The organism is Nostoc sp. LEGE 12454 (genome assembly GCF_056620565.1).
In genome coordinates this window covers 36,744-54,282 of the sequence record NZ_JBWQXL010000022.1, presented here as the reverse complement: position 1 = coordinate 54,282, position 17,539 = coordinate 36,744, and the positions used below count along the sequence as shown (strand labels likewise).

At 39.7% G+C, this 17,539-nt stretch carries 18 protein-coding genes and 2 pseudogenes; 16 read left to right on the top strand and 4 right to left on the bottom strand.

The features are described 5' to 3' along the window. Positions 1 to 140: 140 nt before the first annotated feature. The 3 genes and pseudogenes from AC1F2U_RS21635 to AC1F2U_RS21625 form a co-directional block, all read right to left on the bottom strand. Entirely contained in the window at positions 141 to 341 is a 201-nt protein-coding gene (locus AC1F2U_RS21635) for a hypothetical protein (protein WP_094327414.1), read from the bottom strand. A gap of 248 nt (positions 342 to 589) precedes the next feature. Continuing rightward, on the bottom strand, positions 590 to 1,534 hold the full coding sequence (locus AC1F2U_RS21630; protein WP_480262946.1) for a protein kinase domain-containing protein: 945 nt from the start codon (positions 1,532 to 1,534) through the stop codon (positions 590 to 592). A gap of 327 nt (positions 1,535 to 1,861) precedes the next feature. Next, a pseudogene (locus tag AC1F2U_RS21625) lies at positions 1,862 to 3,205 on the bottom strand (site-specific integrase); the annotation flags it as partial. A 178-nt stretch (positions 3,206 to 3,383) separates the two neighbouring features. Here AC1F2U_RS21625 and AC1F2U_RS21620 point away from each other — a divergent pair. The 12 genes and pseudogenes from AC1F2U_RS21620 to AC1F2U_RS21565 all read left to right on the top strand — a co-directional run. Further along, positions 3,384 to 3,545 (top strand): annotated as a pseudogene (locus tag AC1F2U_RS21620) (nitrogenase molybdenum-iron protein alpha chain); the annotation flags it as partial. 215 nt (positions 3,546 to 3,760) lie between these two features. Then, on the top strand, positions 3,761 to 5,296 hold the full coding sequence (gene nifK, locus AC1F2U_RS21615; protein WP_480262945.1) for a nitrogenase molybdenum-iron protein subunit beta: 1,536 nt from the start codon (positions 3,761 to 3,763) through the stop codon (positions 5,294 to 5,296). 119 nt (positions 5,297 to 5,415) lie between these two features. After that, a complete protein-coding gene (locus tag AC1F2U_RS21610) occupies positions 5,416 to 5,763 on the top strand; it encodes a Mo-dependent nitrogenase C-terminal domain-containing protein (RefSeq protein ID WP_480262944.1) in 348 nt (115 codons plus the stop codon). 132 nt (positions 5,764 to 5,895) lie between these two features. Further along, positions 5,896 to 7,278: a nitrogenase iron-molybdenum cofactor biosynthesis protein NifE gene (gene nifE / locus AC1F2U_RS21605; protein ID WP_193947865.1), complete on the top strand. Its 1,383-nt coding sequence runs from the start codon at positions 5,896 to 5,898 to the stop codon at positions 7,276 to 7,278. Continuing rightward, complete coding sequence (gene nifN, locus AC1F2U_RS21600; protein ID WP_480262943.1) at positions 7,278 to 8,615, top strand: nitrogenase iron-molybdenum cofactor biosynthesis protein NifN; 1,338 nt, start codon at positions 7,278 to 7,280, stop codon at positions 8,613 to 8,615. Before nifE ends, nifN begins: the two co-directional genes overlap by 1 nt. A 255-nt stretch (positions 8,616 to 8,870) precedes the next feature. Then, on the top strand, positions 8,871 to 9,284 hold the full coding sequence (gene nifX, locus AC1F2U_RS21595; protein ID WP_292819426.1) for a nitrogen fixation protein NifX: 414 nt from the start codon (positions 8,871 to 8,873) through the stop codon (positions 9,282 to 9,284). After that, a complete protein-coding gene (locus AC1F2U_RS21590) occupies positions 9,281 to 9,757 on the top strand; it encodes a NifX-associated nitrogen fixation protein (protein WP_012407193.1) in 477 nt (158 codons plus the stop codon). Before nifX ends, AC1F2U_RS21590 begins: the two co-directional genes overlap by 4 nt. A gap of 84 nt (positions 9,758 to 9,841) precedes the next feature. Continuing rightward, positions 9,842 to 10,042 (top strand): CCE_0567 family metalloprotein, encoded by a 201-nt coding sequence (locus AC1F2U_RS21585; protein ID WP_480262942.1) that lies wholly within the window; start codon positions 9,842 to 9,844, stop codon positions 10,040 to 10,042. Then, positions 10,039 to 10,356, top strand: coding sequence for a nitrogenase-stabilizing/protective protein NifW (gene nifW, locus AC1F2U_RS21580; protein WP_480262941.1), 318 nt, complete (start codon positions 10,039 to 10,041; stop codon positions 10,354 to 10,356). Before AC1F2U_RS21585 ends, nifW begins: the two co-directional genes overlap by 4 nt. Positions 10,357 to 10,366: 10 nt before the next feature. Beyond that, the gene (locus tag AC1F2U_RS21575) at positions 10,367 to 11,176 is read left to right on the top strand and encodes a HesA/MoeB/ThiF family protein (RefSeq protein WP_480262940.1); all 810 of its coding nucleotides are present in this window, start codon (positions 10,367 to 10,369) and stop codon (positions 11,174 to 11,176) included. 54 nt (positions 11,177 to 11,230) lie between these two features. Next, a complete protein-coding gene (locus AC1F2U_RS21570) occupies positions 11,231 to 11,602 on the top strand; it encodes a HesB/IscA family protein (protein ID WP_094327427.1) in 372 nt (123 codons plus the stop codon). A gap of 228 nt (positions 11,603 to 11,830) precedes the next feature. Then, positions 11,831 to 12,130, top strand: coding sequence for a 2Fe-2S iron-sulfur cluster-binding protein (locus AC1F2U_RS21565; RefSeq protein WP_100900536.1), 300 nt, complete (start codon positions 11,831 to 11,833; stop codon positions 12,128 to 12,130). A 718-nt stretch (positions 12,131 to 12,848) separates the two neighbouring features. Here the strand turns inward: AC1F2U_RS21565 and AC1F2U_RS21560 are convergent. Further along, positions 12,849 to 13,058 (bottom strand): TOBE domain-containing protein, encoded by a 210-nt coding sequence (locus tag AC1F2U_RS21560; RefSeq protein ID WP_322738062.1) that lies wholly within the window; start codon positions 13,056 to 13,058, stop codon positions 12,849 to 12,851. Between the two features lie 311 nt (positions 13,059 to 13,369). Here AC1F2U_RS21560 and AC1F2U_RS21555 point away from each other — a divergent pair, with 311 nt between their 5' ends. From AC1F2U_RS21555 to AC1F2U_RS21540, 4 genes are all read left to right on the top strand, one after another. Continuing rightward, positions 13,370 to 14,251, top strand: coding sequence for an AAA family ATPase (locus AC1F2U_RS21555; RefSeq protein WP_480262939.1), 882 nt, complete (start codon positions 13,370 to 13,372; stop codon positions 14,249 to 14,251). 36 nt (positions 14,252 to 14,287) lie between these two features. Beyond that, entirely contained in the window at positions 14,288 to 15,424 is a 1,137-nt protein-coding gene (locus tag AC1F2U_RS21550; RefSeq protein WP_480262938.1) for a homocitrate synthase, read from the top strand. A gap of 342 nt (positions 15,425 to 15,766) precedes the next feature. Beyond that, positions 15,767 to 16,276 carry an ankyrin repeat domain-containing protein gene (locus AC1F2U_RS21545; protein WP_480262937.1) on the top strand — a complete coding sequence of 170 codons (510 nt, stop codon included), beginning with the start codon at positions 15,767 to 15,769 and terminating at the stop codon, positions 16,274 to 16,276. Further along, a complete protein-coding gene (locus AC1F2U_RS21540) occupies positions 16,239 to 17,525 on the top strand; it encodes a nitroreductase family protein (protein ID WP_480262936.1) in 1,287 nt (428 codons plus the stop codon). Before AC1F2U_RS21545 ends, AC1F2U_RS21540 begins: the two co-directional genes overlap by 38 nt. Positions 17,526 to 17,539: the final 14 nt, after the last annotated feature.

The following is a 17,539-nucleotide window of genomic DNA, read 5'->3' as shown; positions in this document are numbered from 1 at the left end:
TCCAGGGTATTTTGTCTCCCCTCAAGACTGATGAGTTACGATAGGTTAATATTAATGGTAGCTTTGGCAGCGCATCAGGAACACCAAATGTATCATATCCCTCTGTAAAGGAAAATCTTTGAGGATTAACCATTGTGCATTTATTCGTCCGACTCTAGCAGTTGAGCAAGTTGATGTGCAGCTGCGTGGGAATTAAGTGGCGACCAAATAGGATAGGTTGCACCCTGCTCTAATGATGGTTCCTCATCTCTAGATAATTCTGAAACTAAAAACTGCATAACTTTCAGTTTGTCTGCACGAGTTAAATTTCGCAAGGTAGGAAATAGCTCTACGGCGTTCATAATTGTCATGCTGGAGATGAATCAACATTTCTATCTTTCCACAAATTTTATCAGGCTGCGATATCAGCTTTGTAAATTTGAGGTCATACTGCGTTGTACTTTGCAACAATGCACCTTATGGGAGGGGTGCGATCGCATTCACTGTTAACGGTTGAGGTTAGGGTTTGCTAAAGATGATTTCAGGACTTACACACTCAGGCTACAAGAGAGAGGCGATTGCACTTGTTGTTTCTTTAGATTTAAGATAATTACCATATATCGAAGTTTCTCTCACCTGTATAATCTGCTTTATGTAAAAGTGTTTGAACCATTACGTGACCATCTTCAACCTGCCTCATTCTATCTCTAAGAGCTTCTAGTTCAAGGGTTGTCACTATTTCAACCTCAGTATCTGGAAATATTTTGATTGTTTTACTAATGCTGACCACATCTTTTCCTAGTAACTGTCGAAGAGAATCTACATCATGTTCACACTCAGACCTAAACTTATATGAGCGCAGCTTTAAAGGATCTAACCCAAATAAATCGGTAATGCTGTCTAGATCGCTCGCTACATTAGTAAATAAGTCTAAAAAGCTTCGTTCAAGTTTTGCAATGCTTTCTGGTTTACCTAGCATTTTTCTAAATTCATCATAACCCACTATGCCTAATTCAGAGTTATAGATTAATGAAGAAAGAATACAGTCTAGTTGCCTAATATCATAATCTAAGCGTTGCTTTTGAGCATTCGGAGCTAATTCCGACATAGAATTCATATAAAGAATATCAATAATCTTAATTGTGTCGTCTTGTTTGACCATGACATTCTCTTCATGTAAGTCCATATGAACTAACCCTTGAGAATGAATATGCTTAATTCCAGCAAGAATTTGTTCACCAATGTTAAAAGCCTCCTTAGCTGTGAGCTTTACTTCTATTCTTTGTCTCAGCGAAACACTATCTATGTGTTCCATAACAATACATTTTTTTCCTTTTTCAGAATCAGGGAGTACAAGATATTCAATAGAGTAAACGTCCACGACGTTTGTGTGCTTGACCCTAACAAGAGCTTGGGCGTGTTGCAATATAGTAGATACACCTTCTCCTGACTCTCGGATAACTTTGATAGCCACATTTCTTCCTATCTCATCATTTCCAGCCCAAATATCTCCAAACATTCCATGACCAATAGATTCTTTAAAAGTAATGTCCATGTTTTTTTCCTTTAATAACACATCATACAATAATGCTAAATTTATTATTAACACTCAATATTTATTGATACGATCTCTCTTGGCTGCGCCTCCGCATAATATCTTTGCCTGTTATTCACAATTCAAATTCAATTGTATTGCTAATTTAAGTTATACTCCTTAGTTAATTTTAAATTTTGCAGTCATACTGTGATGAAATTATAATCAATGCATGACTCCTTTTTTATTGTATGTAGATGCTGTATGGCTAGCAAAAGTCACTAATGATAGTTCTTTACCCAAAAACCATAGCAAATTATATAAAATTGTTATGATTTATCAGTAAATTTAACTTTGCTTATAAACCATTTCCATTCTCAACTTCTCAATCTCTAATCTCAATTTGTCATTTTCAATCATCAACTTAGCGTTCTCCTCTCTAATCAAATCAACTTCATTTCTCTTACTCAACGCCTGATTAATCGCTAACTTCCGCATATCTAGCGAAAACCAACGCTGATAAGTTTGGGTATGAACTTGCACACTATGCCCTAAATTATCCGCAGCCGCTTTAATTGGTATTCCCAAAATATGCGCCCGAATTGCCCAAGCGTGACGTAAATCATAGGGTTTAAAATCTAATCCTATTTTGCGAAACCACCAGCTAACTCGCTGTGTTAACGCCGTTATCTCAGCATGATTAGTGTTATCTTTTTTAGCGATCGCACTCCTCAACATCTCCAAATACTTCGGATTTCTCAAATCAAAGTCATCAATCCATTGCCGATATAATGGTAATGCTTGTCTCTCACCAGTCTTACAATCTTTATCAACTTTCCATGTTACATCTGAGTTTTCTGCACTCAACCACCAATCAATATCAGGATTAATAAAAAGTTCCCGTGGACGTAAACCAAAAACTGCTAACATTCCATACGTCCAGCGCCAAAGTTGCCAGCTATCTTGAACATTCTGATTAACTTGATTACCTCTACTATTTTGGTAATATTCAAACTTGATAATTCCCTCAGATATTTCCACATCTGTAGGTATATTGCGGGAATTATTCTCAGGCATTTTGGAGTATTTAGATAAATCAATTTCGATATTGAATGTCACACAAAATGCAGATATGGCTCTAGCTGCATTATACTTAGCCCATTCCTTATCGATTTGTTCAATTGAACTTATCAAATTTTCAGCAGTTGCCAAATCTTTAAGATTCGTAAATCGCTTTGTGCGGGAAAAGTAATAAAAAAAAGTATGTTCGCTTTTGGTTGTGCGTTTATGAGTTTTAAAATATTCTTCTTCAAATTTTGCAAGTAATTCTCCTATAGTTTTAAACTCTTTTTTAATTGCCTCATTTCCTAAATATTTATCATTCCATTCAAAAGTTTTACGAGCGATTAACTTCCCTAACTCATAAGCTTCTTCCTCAGCCGTCTTGAGTCCATCTAAGTTAGCGGGAATATTCAAACTGATATTGTATTGCTTTCTCCCAGTTCCATTACTGTCCTTGTCTCCCGGTTTAATTGGCAACGTCGCTCGTAATTGCAGACTTCCATTCGATTCTCTAATTGTCACCTTTGCCTTTGCAGACTTCAAACGCAGATTAACTTTCTCTAATTCCAGTAGTACTTTCGTTCTCATGTGTTCTTTTTGCTGCTGTGCTTGCAGAGATGAGCAAAAAAACAGGCGATTTTTTTATCGCCTTGGTTCAGGACAACATTTAGATGATGCGTGAGTCCTGAACCTAGTTATGCTGTGTTTTTAGCCTATATTTAGCCTAAAAATAAATGTGTTATCAGCGAACAATGCTTATCGCTGACACTGTTTACTGCAAACATTAGGCTGTTGAAAAGAATTAAACCACAAAAAGGATTACTCCGGCCCTTATCACGGTTATGACGGCTTCGCCATCTTCGCTCGTGATATGGACTTGGCACTCAACAGCCCAACCTGGGGATTAATTGGCGCTCCTTGGAATGAAAAAGCTCAGGCTAAGAAGGCTGAAGCTAAGGCTGCCGTTTAGGGAAATGGGAGAGTGAGATAAGTAAGGATAACCTGGGGCTAAAACCCCAGGGGGGAGTTGGGAATCCAAAATTCAAAACTGAAAAATTAAAATTTCTTTTGATTTTTGCATTTTGAATTTTGAATCATATTCCCATCTCCCTTGTAAAGACGCGATTAATCGCGTCTCTCCCTCCTCAATCAGTAAAAGAATTCAGTAACCTTGGAGATCTAGAAATGCCTCAGAATCCAGAAAAAATTCAAGATCACGTCGAGTTATTCCACCAGCCTGAGTACCAACAGCTATTTGAAAACAAAAAGCAGTTTGAAAACGGTCACGAAGCCGAAGAAGTACAACGGGTTGCAGAGTGGACAAAAGGTTGGGATTATCGTGAAAAGAACTTCGCTCGTGAAGCTTTAACCGTTAACCCTGCTAAAGGCTGCCAACCACTAGGAGCAATCTTTGCTGCTGTTGGTTTTGAAGGTACTCTACCTTTCGTTCAAGGTTCTCAAGGTTGCGTTGCTTACTTCCGCACCCACTTAACCCGTCACTACAAAGAACCATTCTCTGGTGTATCTTCTTCAATGACTGAAGATGCAGCCGTGTTTGGTGGTCTGCAAAACATGATTGACGGCTTGGCGAACTCTTACCAACTCTACAAGCCCAAGATGATCGCTGTCTGCACCACCTGTATGGCAGAAGTAATTGGTGATGACTTGCAGTCTTTCATCAACAACGCCAAGGAAGCTGGTTCAGTTCCTCAAGATTTCCCAGTACCCTACGCTCACACCCCTAGCTTTGTTGGTTCCCACATCACTGGTTACGACAACATGATGAAGGGAATTCTTTCTAACCTGACAGCAGGTCATAAGAAAGAAACCAGCAATGGTAAGATCAACTTCATCCCAGGTTTTGACACCTACGTAGGCAACAACCGCGAAATCAAGCGGATTGCTTCGCTGTTCGGCTTTGACTACACAATTCTAGCCGACAACAGCGACTACTTGGATTCACCCAACACAGGTGAATTCGATATGTACCCAGGTGGAACAAAGCTAGAAGATGCAGAAGATTCAATCAATGCGAAAGCTACAATTGCTCTGCAATCACACTCTACCCTCAAAACCCGCGAGTACATCGAAAAAGAGTGGAAGCAACCAACCACAGTTTGCCGTCCTTGGGGTATTAAGGGTACTGATGAGTTCTTGATGAAACTCAGCGAATTGAGTGGTATCCCCATTCCTCAAGAATTGGAAATCGAACGCGGTCGTGCAGTTGATGCCATGACTGACTCCCACTCATGGATTCACGGCAAGCGCTTCGCTATCTACGGCGAACCAGATTTAGTATACAGCGTAGTTGGCTTTATGCTAGAAATGGGTGCTGAACCTGTGCATATCTTGGTTAACAACAGCAACGAAATATTTGAAGCAGAAATGAAAGAACTGCTTGCTTCTAGCCCCTTTGGTAAGAATGCAACTGTTTGGGGTGGTAAAGACCTGTGGCACATGCGTTCATTGTTGTTCACCGAACCAGTAGACTTCCTGGTTGGTAACACCTACGGTAAGTACCTGTGGCGCGACACCAAGATTCCCCTCGTGAGAATCGGCTACCCCATCATGGATCGCCACCACTTACACCGCTACGCCACCATTGGTTATCAAGGTATAATCAACCTCCTCAACTGGACTGTAAACACCCTGTTTGAAGAAATCGATCGCAACACCAACATTCCTTCTAAGACAGATATTTCCTACGACTTGATTCGTTAGAAATTGCGTAGAAACACAACGTGTTAATTAAAGGGCGGGAAATAATTCGTAATTCGTAATTCGTAATTATGAATTATTTCCCCCTTTTTCTTTCTAGCATTTACCCAAGGTATATATAGATGGAAACCATCAATCACACCCACGAACATACTCACACTCATCCTCATCCTAATTACCATCCACCTAACCAGAAAAAACGAGGGTGGTTCAACAATCTTCTTAATCCGTTGCGCCGTGTGGTGGATGGAATTCAGGTTAAAAATAATCGCATCGCTCATCTAATTTGCCAAACAATTCCTTGTTGTTGTCCCTTTGAGCGACAAATTAAATTATTTGGGAAGTGTATTGATATCCCACCACTATGTAAACTCAATCCTTTATATGACGAATTTGTAGGATTGCGTTTTCGCGCTCTATCTTATCTTGCCGATGTCTGTGGAGAGGATGTCACGAGATACATTTGTTAGTCATTGGTCATTAGTCATTGGTCATTAATCATTGGTCATTAGTCATTGGTAGAGACGCGATTAATCGCGTCTGTACAATAGTCAATTCAAATGACAAATGACAAAGGACAATTAACAATTAAGAGAAGAGAGATGAAAAGCACCCAAGGCAAAATCAACGAGCTGCTGACTGAGACAGGATGCGAGCATAATCAGCACAAACAAGCGGAAAAGAAAAACAAATCTTGCGCCCAACAGGCACAACCTGGCGCGGCTCAAGGGGGCTGCGCTTTTGATGGTGCAATGATTGCTCTAGTGCCGATCGCAGATGCTGCTCACTTAGTCCACGGGCCGATCGCCTGTGCTGGTAATTCCTGGGGCAGTCGTGGTAGTCTGTCGTCTGGTCCTCAACTCTACAAAATGGGCTTTACCACTGACTTGGGTGAAAATGATGTCATCTTCGGTGGCGAAAAGAAACTCTACAAAGCGATTCTAGAACTTCACGAGCGCTACCAACCAGCAGCAGTATTCGTCTATGCCACTTGCGTTACAGCCCTAATTGGCGATGATATGGATGCTGTCTGTAAAGCTGCGGCTGAAAAAATCGGTATTCCTGTTGTTCCCGTTATTGCCCCAGGATTCATTGGCAGTAAAAATCTGGGCAACCGTTTTGGCGGTGAAGCTTTATTAGAATATGTTGTCGGAACAGCAGAACCGGAACATACAACGCCCTATGATATTAACTTAATCGGTGAATACAACATCGCCGGTGAAATGTGGGGAGTAACACCACTGCTAGAAAAATTAGGCATCCGTATTTTGTCTAAAATTACGGGCGATGCTCGCTACGATGAAATTCGCTACGCCCACCGCGCCAAGCTCAACGTCATGATCTGCTCGCGAGCGCTGCTCAATATGGCGAGAAAGATGGAGGAGCGTTACAACATCCCCTACATTGAAGAGTCTTTCTACGGCATCGATGATATGAATCGCTGTCTGCGAAACATCGCCGCTAAATTAGGCGACGCTGATTTACAAGAGCGGACAGAAAAGCTAATTGCAGAAGAAACGGCTGCTTTAGATTTGGCACTGGCTCCTTATCGCGCTCGACTCAAAGGTAAGCGGGTTGTTTTATATACAGGTGGTGTTAAGAGTTGGTCGATTATCTCGGCTGCTAGAGACTTAGGTATTGAAGTTGTTGCTACCAGTACTCGGAAAAGTACTGAAGAAGATAAAGCCAAAATCAAGAAGTTGATTGGCAACGACGGCATCATGCTGGAGAAAGGCAACGCTCAGGAATTGCTACAACTGGTTAAAGACACTCGCGCAGATATGCTGATTGCAGGTGGACGTAACCAATATACAGCTTTGAAAGCTCGAATTCCTTTCCTTGATATCAACCAAGAACGCCACCATCCTTATGCAGGTTATGTGGGAATGATTGAGATGGCGCGGGAACTGTACGAAGCTTTGTATAGCCCGATTTGGGAACAAATACGCAAACCCGCTCCTTGGGAAGAAGAGGAAGAAGTTTAATGGCGATCGTTACCGCTTCTAACAAAGCACTGACAGTTAATCCCCTCAAGCAAAGTCAAGCTTTGGGCGCAACCTTAGCCTTTTTGGGATTGAAAGGGACGATGCCCTTATTCCACGGTTCTCAAGGTTGTACTGCTTTCGCCAAAGTTGTCCTAGTGCGGCATTTCCGGGAAGCGATTCCCCTTGCTACGACAGCGATGACGGAAGTCACTACTATTTTGGGTGGTGAAGAGAATGTGGAGCAAGCAATTCTGACTCTGGTAGAAAAGGCTAATCCAGAAATTATTGGTTTATGTACCACTGGGTTAACGGAAACTAGAGGAGATGACATCGAAGGTTTTCTTAAGGAAATTCGCGATCGCCATCCCGAATTGAATGATTTAGCGATCGTTTTTGCACCTACCCCAGATTTTAAAGGTGCGTTGCAAGATGGCTTTGCTGTTGCTGTGGAAAGCATAGTTAAGGAAATTCCTCGCGCGGGTGGACTCAGAACTGAACAAGTCACAGTTTTGGCGGGTTCTGCCTTCACACCTGGGGATGTACAAGAAATCAAAGAGATAGTCACATCCTTTGGATTAGTGCCAATCTTTGTACCTGACCTTGGCGCTTCTCTAGATGGACATTTAGAGGATAGTTACAGTGCGGTTACAGTCAGTGGAACTACCTTAAAACAGCTACGAGAAGTAGGTAGTTCTGCTTTTACCCTGGCATTGGGTGAAAGTATGCGGGGGGCTGCAAAGATTCTGGAAGAACGCTTTGGCACACCTTATGAGGTGTTTGGCGAACTGACGGGATTAGAACCAGTAGATGAGTTTATCCAAGCATTGGCGATTCTGAGCGGTAACAGCGTACCCGAAAAATACCGCCGCCAACGTCGTCAGTTGCAAGATGCGATGTTGGACACTCATTTTTACTTCGGTGCAAAACGAGTTTCCCTCGCACTGGAACCAGATTTGTTGTGGTCTACAGTGCATTTCCTGCAATCGATGGGAGCGCAAATTCATGCGGCGGTGACAACCACGCGATCGCATCTCTTAGAAAAACTCCCAGTTAAAAGCATCACTATCGGCGACTTGGAAGACTTTGAGAGTCTAGCGGGTGGTTCTGATTTGCTGATTGGTAACTCGAATGTGGGTGCGATCGCAAAACGCCTCTCGATTCCTCTTTATCGTCTAGGATTGCCCATTTATGACCGCTTAGGTAATGGTCAATTTACCAAAGTTGGCTATCGAGGCACGATGGAGCTTTTATTTGGTATCGGCAACCTATTTTTAGAGGCAGAAGAAGCGAGAGTTAAGCAGTTCCAAGAGTTCGGAACTGTGAGCGCTGAGTTTTGAATTCTTCTTCAAGAATTCAGAAGTCAGAATTCAGAATTCAGAATGCTTTTCAGAAAGAGTAAAACCTGCCACTGATGGTTTCCCTTTGGCGTTTCCGTAGGGAAAACCACTAAATATGCAGATTTAGTTCTTACTCCTGAATTCTGAACGGTAGTTGCTCTACTTGGGGAGGCCCCAAGACCGCACTACCTCCTCCTGACTCCTGAATTCCTTCTTCCCAATTCAAAATTCAAAACTTTAGAGAGGAGAATTACAATGAAAATAGCCTTCACGACGAGTGACCGAGTTCATATTAATGCTCACTTCGGATGGGCAAAAATGATTGATGTTTACGAAATTACCGATGAGGGATATCACTTCGTAGAAACCCTCAATTTTGAAGGTGAACTCAAGGAAGATGGTAATGAAGATAAAATCAACCCAAAACTTGAGGCAATAGGCGACTGTACGATTGTTTACGTAACAGCAATTGGTGGTAGCGCCGCCGCTCGGTTAATCAAGAAAGGTGTCACCCCAGTGAAGGCGCGATCGGAAGAAGAAGAAATTAGTGAAGTGCTAAACAAGCTAGTGAAAACGCTCAAAGGTAATCCTCCACCTTGGTTGCGTAAAGCTTTACAGCCAAAAACCACAAACTTTGCTGATGAAATTGAAGACGAAGCAACAGTATGACCACAAATAATAGTGTTAACGGAACTGCTACAACTGAAGTCTTGAACTCACCTTTCCTGAAGGTATTAATTAAACAAATCCGTGGTCAAGACAGTTATGGAGTTTATCGTAGTTGGTCGGATGAATTAATTCTCAAACCCTTTATTGTCACCAAACAAAAGAAACGAGAAATCTCTGTTGAGGGAGAAGTTGATCCGATCACACAAGCACGAATTATGGCATTTTTTCGGGCTGTAGCTGCTGGAATTGAACAAGAAACAGGTTTGATATCCCAGGTTGTAGTTGATTTGAGCCATGAAGGATTTGGCTGGGCGCTAGTTTTTTCTGGCCGTCTTTTGCTAGCTGTAAAAACCTTGCGAGATGCTCATCGCTTTGGCTTTGACTCAGTAGAGAAATTAGCAGAAGAAGGAGAAAACTACGTCAAAAAAGGTCTTGATTTGGCGAAACGCTTTCCTGAAGTTGGCAAAATTTAATTAGTCATTAGTCATTGGTCATTGGTCATTAGTAAAAGACACATGACTAATGACAAAAGGTGAAGGACGAAGGACGAAGGACAAATGACAATTGAGGAACTACAGGGACAAATCAGACGCCTCAACAGCAAAGCAGGTCAAATGAAAATGGATCTGCATGATTTAGCTGAAGGGCTACCAACAGATTACAACCAACTTATGGATGTTGCCGCCGCAACTTATGAAATCTATCGCAAGTTAGATGAACTTAAGCAACATCTAAAACAATTGGAGAGTGCTAAATGACTAAAACTATTGATGAATTCAAGAAGCTCGTAGATGCAGAAGAATTTTTCCAATTCTTTAATATGTCCTACGACTTAGAAGTTGTGAATGTACATCGTCTACATATTCTGAAAAAGTTTTCTCAACACATGCAGGAAATTGATGATAATTCTCCTGACTTGAGTCAAGAAGAGAAATTAAATCAATATTCTTTGGCTTTGCAAAAAGCTTATCAGCTATTTATCGAATCGACAGCTTATGAACAAAAGCTGTTCAAAGTGTTTAACGATAAGCCGAAAAATGTAGTCACACTGACAGAAATCACTTCTGATTAGGAGGTATAAATTGGTTAACCTAACGCCTACCGAATTAGAACGCTATCGTCGCCAAATGATGCTTCCGAATTTTGGCGAAACAGCACAGAAACGCTTGAAGTCAGCGACAGTTCTGGTTACAGGTGTGGGGGGATTAGGCGGTACGGCAGCGCTTTACTTAGCAGTAGCGGGCGTTGGGCGGCTAATCCTAGTCCGGGGTGGTGACTTGCGGCAAGATGATATGAATCGTCAGGTTCTCATGACTGATGATTGGGTAGGTAAGCCAAGGGTATTCAAAGCTAAAGAAACTCTGGATGCGATTAATCCTGATGTCCAAGTGGAAGCTGTTCATGATTACATTACCCCGGAAAATGTAGACTCGTTAGTGCAGTCGGCTGATATGGCTCTTGATTGCGCCCACAACTTTACAGAGCGCAATTTGTTAAATGAAGCCTGTGTGCGATCGCGTAAGCCAATGGTGGAAGCTGCAATGAATGGGATGGAGGCTTACCTGACGACGATTATTCCTGGTGTGACTCCTTGTCTATCTTGTCTGTTTCCAGAAAAGCCTGAGTGGGATCAGCGCGGCTTTTCGGTTCTAGGCGCTGTTTCTGGAACACTAGCTTGTTTAACAGCACTGGAAGCTATCAAACTGATCACCGGGTTTAGTCAGCCTCTATTGTCGCAATTGCTGACAATCGACCTAAATCGGATGGAATTTGCTAAACGCCGTTCTCACCGCGATCGCTCTTGTCCAGTATGCGGTAATAGTGCGCCTTGGAGACACGCGCAAGCCAATTCAATGGAACCCACAGCCACAGGTATTGCACAAAATAGTTAATTTTCGTCCCCACCTGAAATCAGAACAACTAATCGCTACAAATCAGGAGACTTCATGGCCGTTATTTTATCAGAAAAAGCAGAATTTCATCTGCGGGCATTCCTCAAAGGTTCCGCACCCGATGCTAATGGCGCAACTAAAGGTGTCCGCATCTCGGTAAAAGATGGTGGTTGCAGTGGCTATGAATATGCGATCGATATCACCAGCAAGCCCCAACCAGATGATTTGGTAAGTCAGCAAGGCAAAGTGCTGGTTTACGTTGATGCCAAAAGTGCGCCGTTATTAGACGGAGTTATCGTTGACTTCGTTGAGGGAGTGATGGAAAGCGGTTTTAAATTCATCAACCCCAACGCAACTGATACATGCGGTTGTGGAAAGTCCTTTAAAACAGACGACGGTACGCCCACTGGTGTACCTTGCAGCTAACATCATTGCGTTAGTACTAAGTCAATTGTAGAGGCTTCCCATAGAAGCACTCCGCAGAGTTTCAATGCTCTTGAGATAGCTTCTAGTTCGCATTGTATCCCTTACCCCTATAGAGAAGCTGACTAAACTTAGCATCTCTGTAAGAAGAAAGGAAGCAAAAAGTAGGATAGGTTGCTCAAAAAGTTCGGGAATTAGACCAACTGTATAACGTTTGAGGAGAATCTGAAAATGGCTACCTACCAAGTTAGATTAATCAACAAAAAAGAAGACCTCGACACCACAATTGAAGTTGACGAAGAGACCACCATTTTAGACGCAGCAGAAGAAAGTGGTATTGAGTTGCCAGCTTCTTGTCAAGCAGGTTCTTGCTCTAGTTGTGTTGGCAAGGTCGTTGAAGGTGAAATTGATCAAGAAGATCAAAACTTCCTAGATGACGAACAGATTTCTAAGGGATTCGCTCTACTTTGTGTCACTTATCCCCGTTCTAATTGCACAATTAAGACACATCAAGAACCCTATCTCGTCTAAACTATTATTTTGGTTGCTGCCTTAAGCAATCAAATAAAAGAAGAAGGGTGAAGGATGAAGATATACTTCCTTCTTCCCTTCACAATTCCTAATTTATAATTTAAATGTTTTCCCCTTTTAGTGTTACTGGCTGTTTATTAGAATTATTAAAAACGGCAGAGCGAGGAATCGTCACCTTCTGTAAAACTTAAGATTAAACAATATTGACAAAACTTATATCAATGGGAATAAGGACAGGGACTCATATTACTTTAAAACAACACTTCCCATCTTTGATTATCAATAGACATCTTACAAAAGTTACTTTTGCCAAGATGTTGGGGAAAGGTTAAAGGTAAAGGGGAAATTCCATCCCTTTTCCCTTTAACCCTTCCCCTTTCCCCACTTCTGCAAGAAGTCTAATATTGAGAATATAGATTTTGTATTAGATTTAGAAAGTGTCCGAATCATTTATGTTCGCATTACTTGATAACTTTATTAATTAACCTTTATGTATAACCTTACTTAGTTATTTATAAAAATAGAATACCCGATATTTTAAATAATTCGGGCATCTATGATTTTCAACTCTTAAAAATCGAGTATGATTGCTGTAATTACGCTTGACTAAGCTCTTACACTCTTTTTATAATCACTTTTAGGAGTTAATCACTAAATTACATAAGTGCAATTCGATATAAAAAATAGAGTGGCTTGTAAAGGAAGCCAACTCTATTTTTTAATCAACAGCAACTATCACATCTGATGATTTAATCACAGCATAAGCCTGCTTACCTTCTGCAAGTGATAGCTTTTCTGCTGATGATTTTGTGATGATTGACACTAGCTCTACTCCTGGCGCTAGTTCTAAAGTTATTTCAGTATTAACTGAACCATGTACAACTTTTTTGACAGTACCCTTAAGAGAATTACGAGCGCTAATTTTCATGTTTTTAATTCACGAATTTGAACTATTTATACTTTAGTAAGTTAGCAAATTTTGATTTCAAAATAGCTTTTTTTAAGATATCTTAATAATTTTGAAATAATTCTCATTTACTTAACAGTGGTACATCTGCTTGACGATAATAACAAAAATGGGCAGCCATTTGCTTCAAAAAACAAGATAAAACAATTAAAAAAAAGTAACTACTGATGAATATTATCATCAATTTAATATGGCAATTTATTATGTATAAATACTGAGGTTATGGCGTATTTGCGTATTTATAATAACTAGGCTAAACAGAGGTTCATATTGTGCAGGATCGAATTAATACAACAAGGCAAAATCTATTTTTTGAACACTTAAGTTCAGGTGTAGGCGTCGGATTTCCTGTTCCTAAAGACTGGTTGCCAATAACAAGTTTTCCTTTACTAATTCTAGTAGGTATGACTGGCGTGGGAAAAAGCACGATCGCAAAAGCTTTGGCTGAAGAAGGCTTGGATTTTACACTTTTACCTAATCGCCGTGTTTTAACCGAACGCGTAATAATTGCGCCAATGTTAAAAATGCAAGAGAAACTCATGCAACCCCACTGCCGGATTAAACGCCTAACTTATACTCGCCTTTATAGAGAATACTTTCCTGGTGGAATGGGTCACATTTTAGCTTCGCTACATATTAATCCACAACAAGTCAACTCTATGTTAGTTTTCGATAGTTTGCGTGGTGAAAATGAGATTCACTATGCAGCTAAGGCTTTAAAAAATGCTAAATTTGTAATGTTGACCGCACCAAATATGGTGCGTTTAGAAAGACTTATAAAACGTCATGATTCTTTTGATCGAATTGCTAATCAAGAGTTAGACGAGTCTATGCAAATTATCCCAGAAGTACTGAGCAATTTTGCTAGTTTGGGTGTACCAGAGGCTTCTGCTTATTTTACTCCTAAAGAAGAACAACAAATCTTAGAACTTGTCAGTAAACAAGTTGTCACAGGTATAGAATTGCGAGAAAAACTAAAAATATTTGTGGAAGAAAGTCAGAACTATGATTCGGTTTCGATGAAACAGATTTTAGAGGTGATGGATACGAGCGATCGCTCTCTTATAATTGATACTATATCTAGTCCCCAAGAATCAGCCAAAGCAATTATTTCTCAATTATGCAAATATAGTGATCTTCAAACTAACAACTAACCAAAATTGGTAACAACTAGCACAAGGTAATGGTCAATGTCGCTATCTGAATTTGCAATTGTAGAAAGCACTCTACGTGAAGGCGAACAATTTGTCAAAGCCAATTTTTCTTCAGATGATAAAGTCGAAATTGCTGAATCCCTTGCTGCGTTTGGAGTGGAATATATAGAGTTAACGTCACCAATTGCTTCACCTCAGTCTAGACAAGACTGTGAAAGATTGGCTCAGTTAGGCTTGCCATCCAAAATATTAACTCACATTCGCTGTCACTTAGAAGATGCTAAAGTTGCTTTAGAAACAGGCGTTGCCGGGATTAATTTAACTATCGGTAGTTCTTCTTTGATGCGTCAGTTCAGTCATGGTAAAAATATTAATCAAATTATTGATTTAGCATCTGAAGTTTTAACTTTTATTCATCAACAAGCCCCCGATATTGAGCTACGGTTTTCGGCTGAGGATTCGTCACGTACTTCTATAGAAGATTTAATCACAATTTATTTGGCAATTGAGAAATTAGGATTTGTCAAACGCATAGGAATTGCCGATACAGTAGGAATTATTACGCCAATGCAAGTATTTGAATTAGTGAAGACTTTGCGCCAGTTCACCAATTTAGATATTGAGTTTCACGGTCATAATGATACAGAATGTGCGAATGCTAACAGTTATACAGCACTAGAAGCGGGAGCAACTCATATCGACACTTGTGTTCTGGGCATTGGTGAACGCAATGGTATTACCTCATTAGCTGGATTCATCGCTAGGTTATATGCTACAAATCCAGAGCAGATTAAATCTAAATATCACTTAGATCGACTTGGTTACTTGCATGAATTAGTTGCGAGAAAAGTTGGAGTTTCTATTCCTTTTAACCACTGTGTTTTTGGGGAAAGTGCTTTTAGCCATAAAGCTGGGATTCATACTAAAGCTATGCTCAATAACTCTGAGACTTATGAAGCTATTAATCCCCGAAGTTTTGGTGTAACGCGCTCAATTTTAGTCAACCATAAATTGGCTGGAAAACAGGCGGTTAATCACCGAGCTAATGAATTAGGACTTTCATTTAATTTATTCCAGCTTCAAGATATTACCAATATGCTGAAAACTTTAGCTGATAAACAAAGTCTTAGTATTGAAGATGTAGACAAAATTTTATATTCTTATCATTGCTAATAGGTTTAAAAATATAAGTCTTTCCTTCTCAGAACGCTGCCTTCTTCAAGAAGCCAGCGATATAGAGCCATCTTTATTACATATCTGTTATTAATGTATATTATGAAATAAAACTGTAATACTTACTGCCTTTAAATTATTTTTCAAGCTTTTTTAAGAAAAATATCTATTGATCTTTATAAATGATTCAGAGTTTAAACTTCTAAAGTTGATAGCATATATGTAAGTGAAAATAATTTAAATAACATTTTTCTACAAATGGTGGGCATTGCTCACCATTCTATTTACCAAGCAAATTTATATTAGTAAATTAGCACAAGTTAAGCTAACTAAGGAATACTTATGAATCGAACCAACAGCTATAATTTGAGTGAAGCAACAACCCAATGGTTAATAGAAAAAGGCTATAATACCAGCGATTTAAATCAGACAGGTGAAAATGGCGATACAGCTTTGATGAAATCGACAAGAGAAGGAGTTTATGCAGTCGTCAACGAACTAATTGATGCAGGTGCGGATATCAATGCTCGAAATAGCGATGCCTGCGGCGGGCTACGCCTACGCAACAATGCTTTGTGGTTTGCTTGTTTTGGTAATCACTATGATTTAATTAATTTATTGTTGGCTGCGAACATTAACATTGACAACCAAAATGATAATGGTGCAACTATTTTAATGTACGCAGCTTCAGCCGGAAAGACAGAAGTCGTCAAGTTACTTTTACAACATAATCCTAATTTATATTTAAAAAACTTAGACGATTATAAAGCGAGAGATTTTGCTAGCAACGTAGAAGTTTTAAGGATACTCAAAAATGCCACCAAGTCAGATACCAGGGAAAGCTTATCATGACGCTACCAAGCATTCTTACTTATCGGTACAACTCGATCCAAATTATGTAGATGCTTCAACACAGCCATCTCCATTTAAAGTTTATCCAAAGTTTTATCGGAGAGTGAAATTAAATCTCAATAATCCTGTTCATTCTTTTATCTCATTAACCAGTGCAATAACACTGGAAAAAGTATATAAAGATGGCCCTTATAAACTGCGGGTGAATCCATCAGCAGGCGCTCTGTATCCTACGGAAGTTTACGTACAGGTTCGCGGGATTGAGGGAATGATAGATGGTATATACCATCTAGAAGTTGAGAATAATTGTCTAACTCTCATCTATGAATTAATTGATGATGGGTTAGAGAGTTATATTATACCGGGTAAATGTATCAAAGGATTCATCTTTTTAATCAGTTGTGTTTATTATAGGTCTAGCTGGAAATATCAAAATAGAAGCATAAGATATTGCTTCTTAGATAGCGGACACCATTTAGGTGCGATCGCAGCTTCAGCTTTTCTCCACAACCGAGATATACAACTAATTTTCGACTTTGATAAATTCGCTCTCAATTCGGATTTGGGATTTGAGAATAAAGAGTTTATTACTGCTTGTGCGGTATCAGGAGAAGTACAAGACAAGAAAATCAGAGGTTTAAGGCTGAAAATTCCTTTTGTCTCTGGTACTGATTATTTTGAATCCAATCAATTTATTGAAGATGCCTATCAAGCAACAACTCTAGAAAAGAGTCGTCAGCAGAAATTAGAGTATCCTCAATTTGATTTTGATCGGGATAAATTTTACCAAACTGTTTGGCATAGACGTTCTATTAGACGTTTCCGGAAAGAGGCTATTTCTCAAGAAGATTATTTATATGTAGTGCAACAACTTCAACAGTCAATACCGACAGAAAACTATGAGGAAATAGAAATTTACTCAGTGGTGTATCGAGTAGAAGGAATGACACCTGGGTTATATAGAGGTACACATCTGGTTAAAACGGGTAATTTTAGTGAAAAGACAGGTTACTTATGTATTAATCAAGCTATTGCTAGAGATGGCGCTGTAACTTTATTTTTTGTGTCAGATTATTTAAACTATCAAACTGCTATGCAAATAGCTGGTTTTCTTGGACAGAGACTTTATTTAACTAGTAATTATTTGGGAATTCAGTGTAGTGGTATTGGTGCTTATTATGATGATGAAACCCAAGAATTATTAGAAACGAATAAAGATGTATTTTATGGAATGGTGATTGGAATATAAGCAGGAAGCTAAAG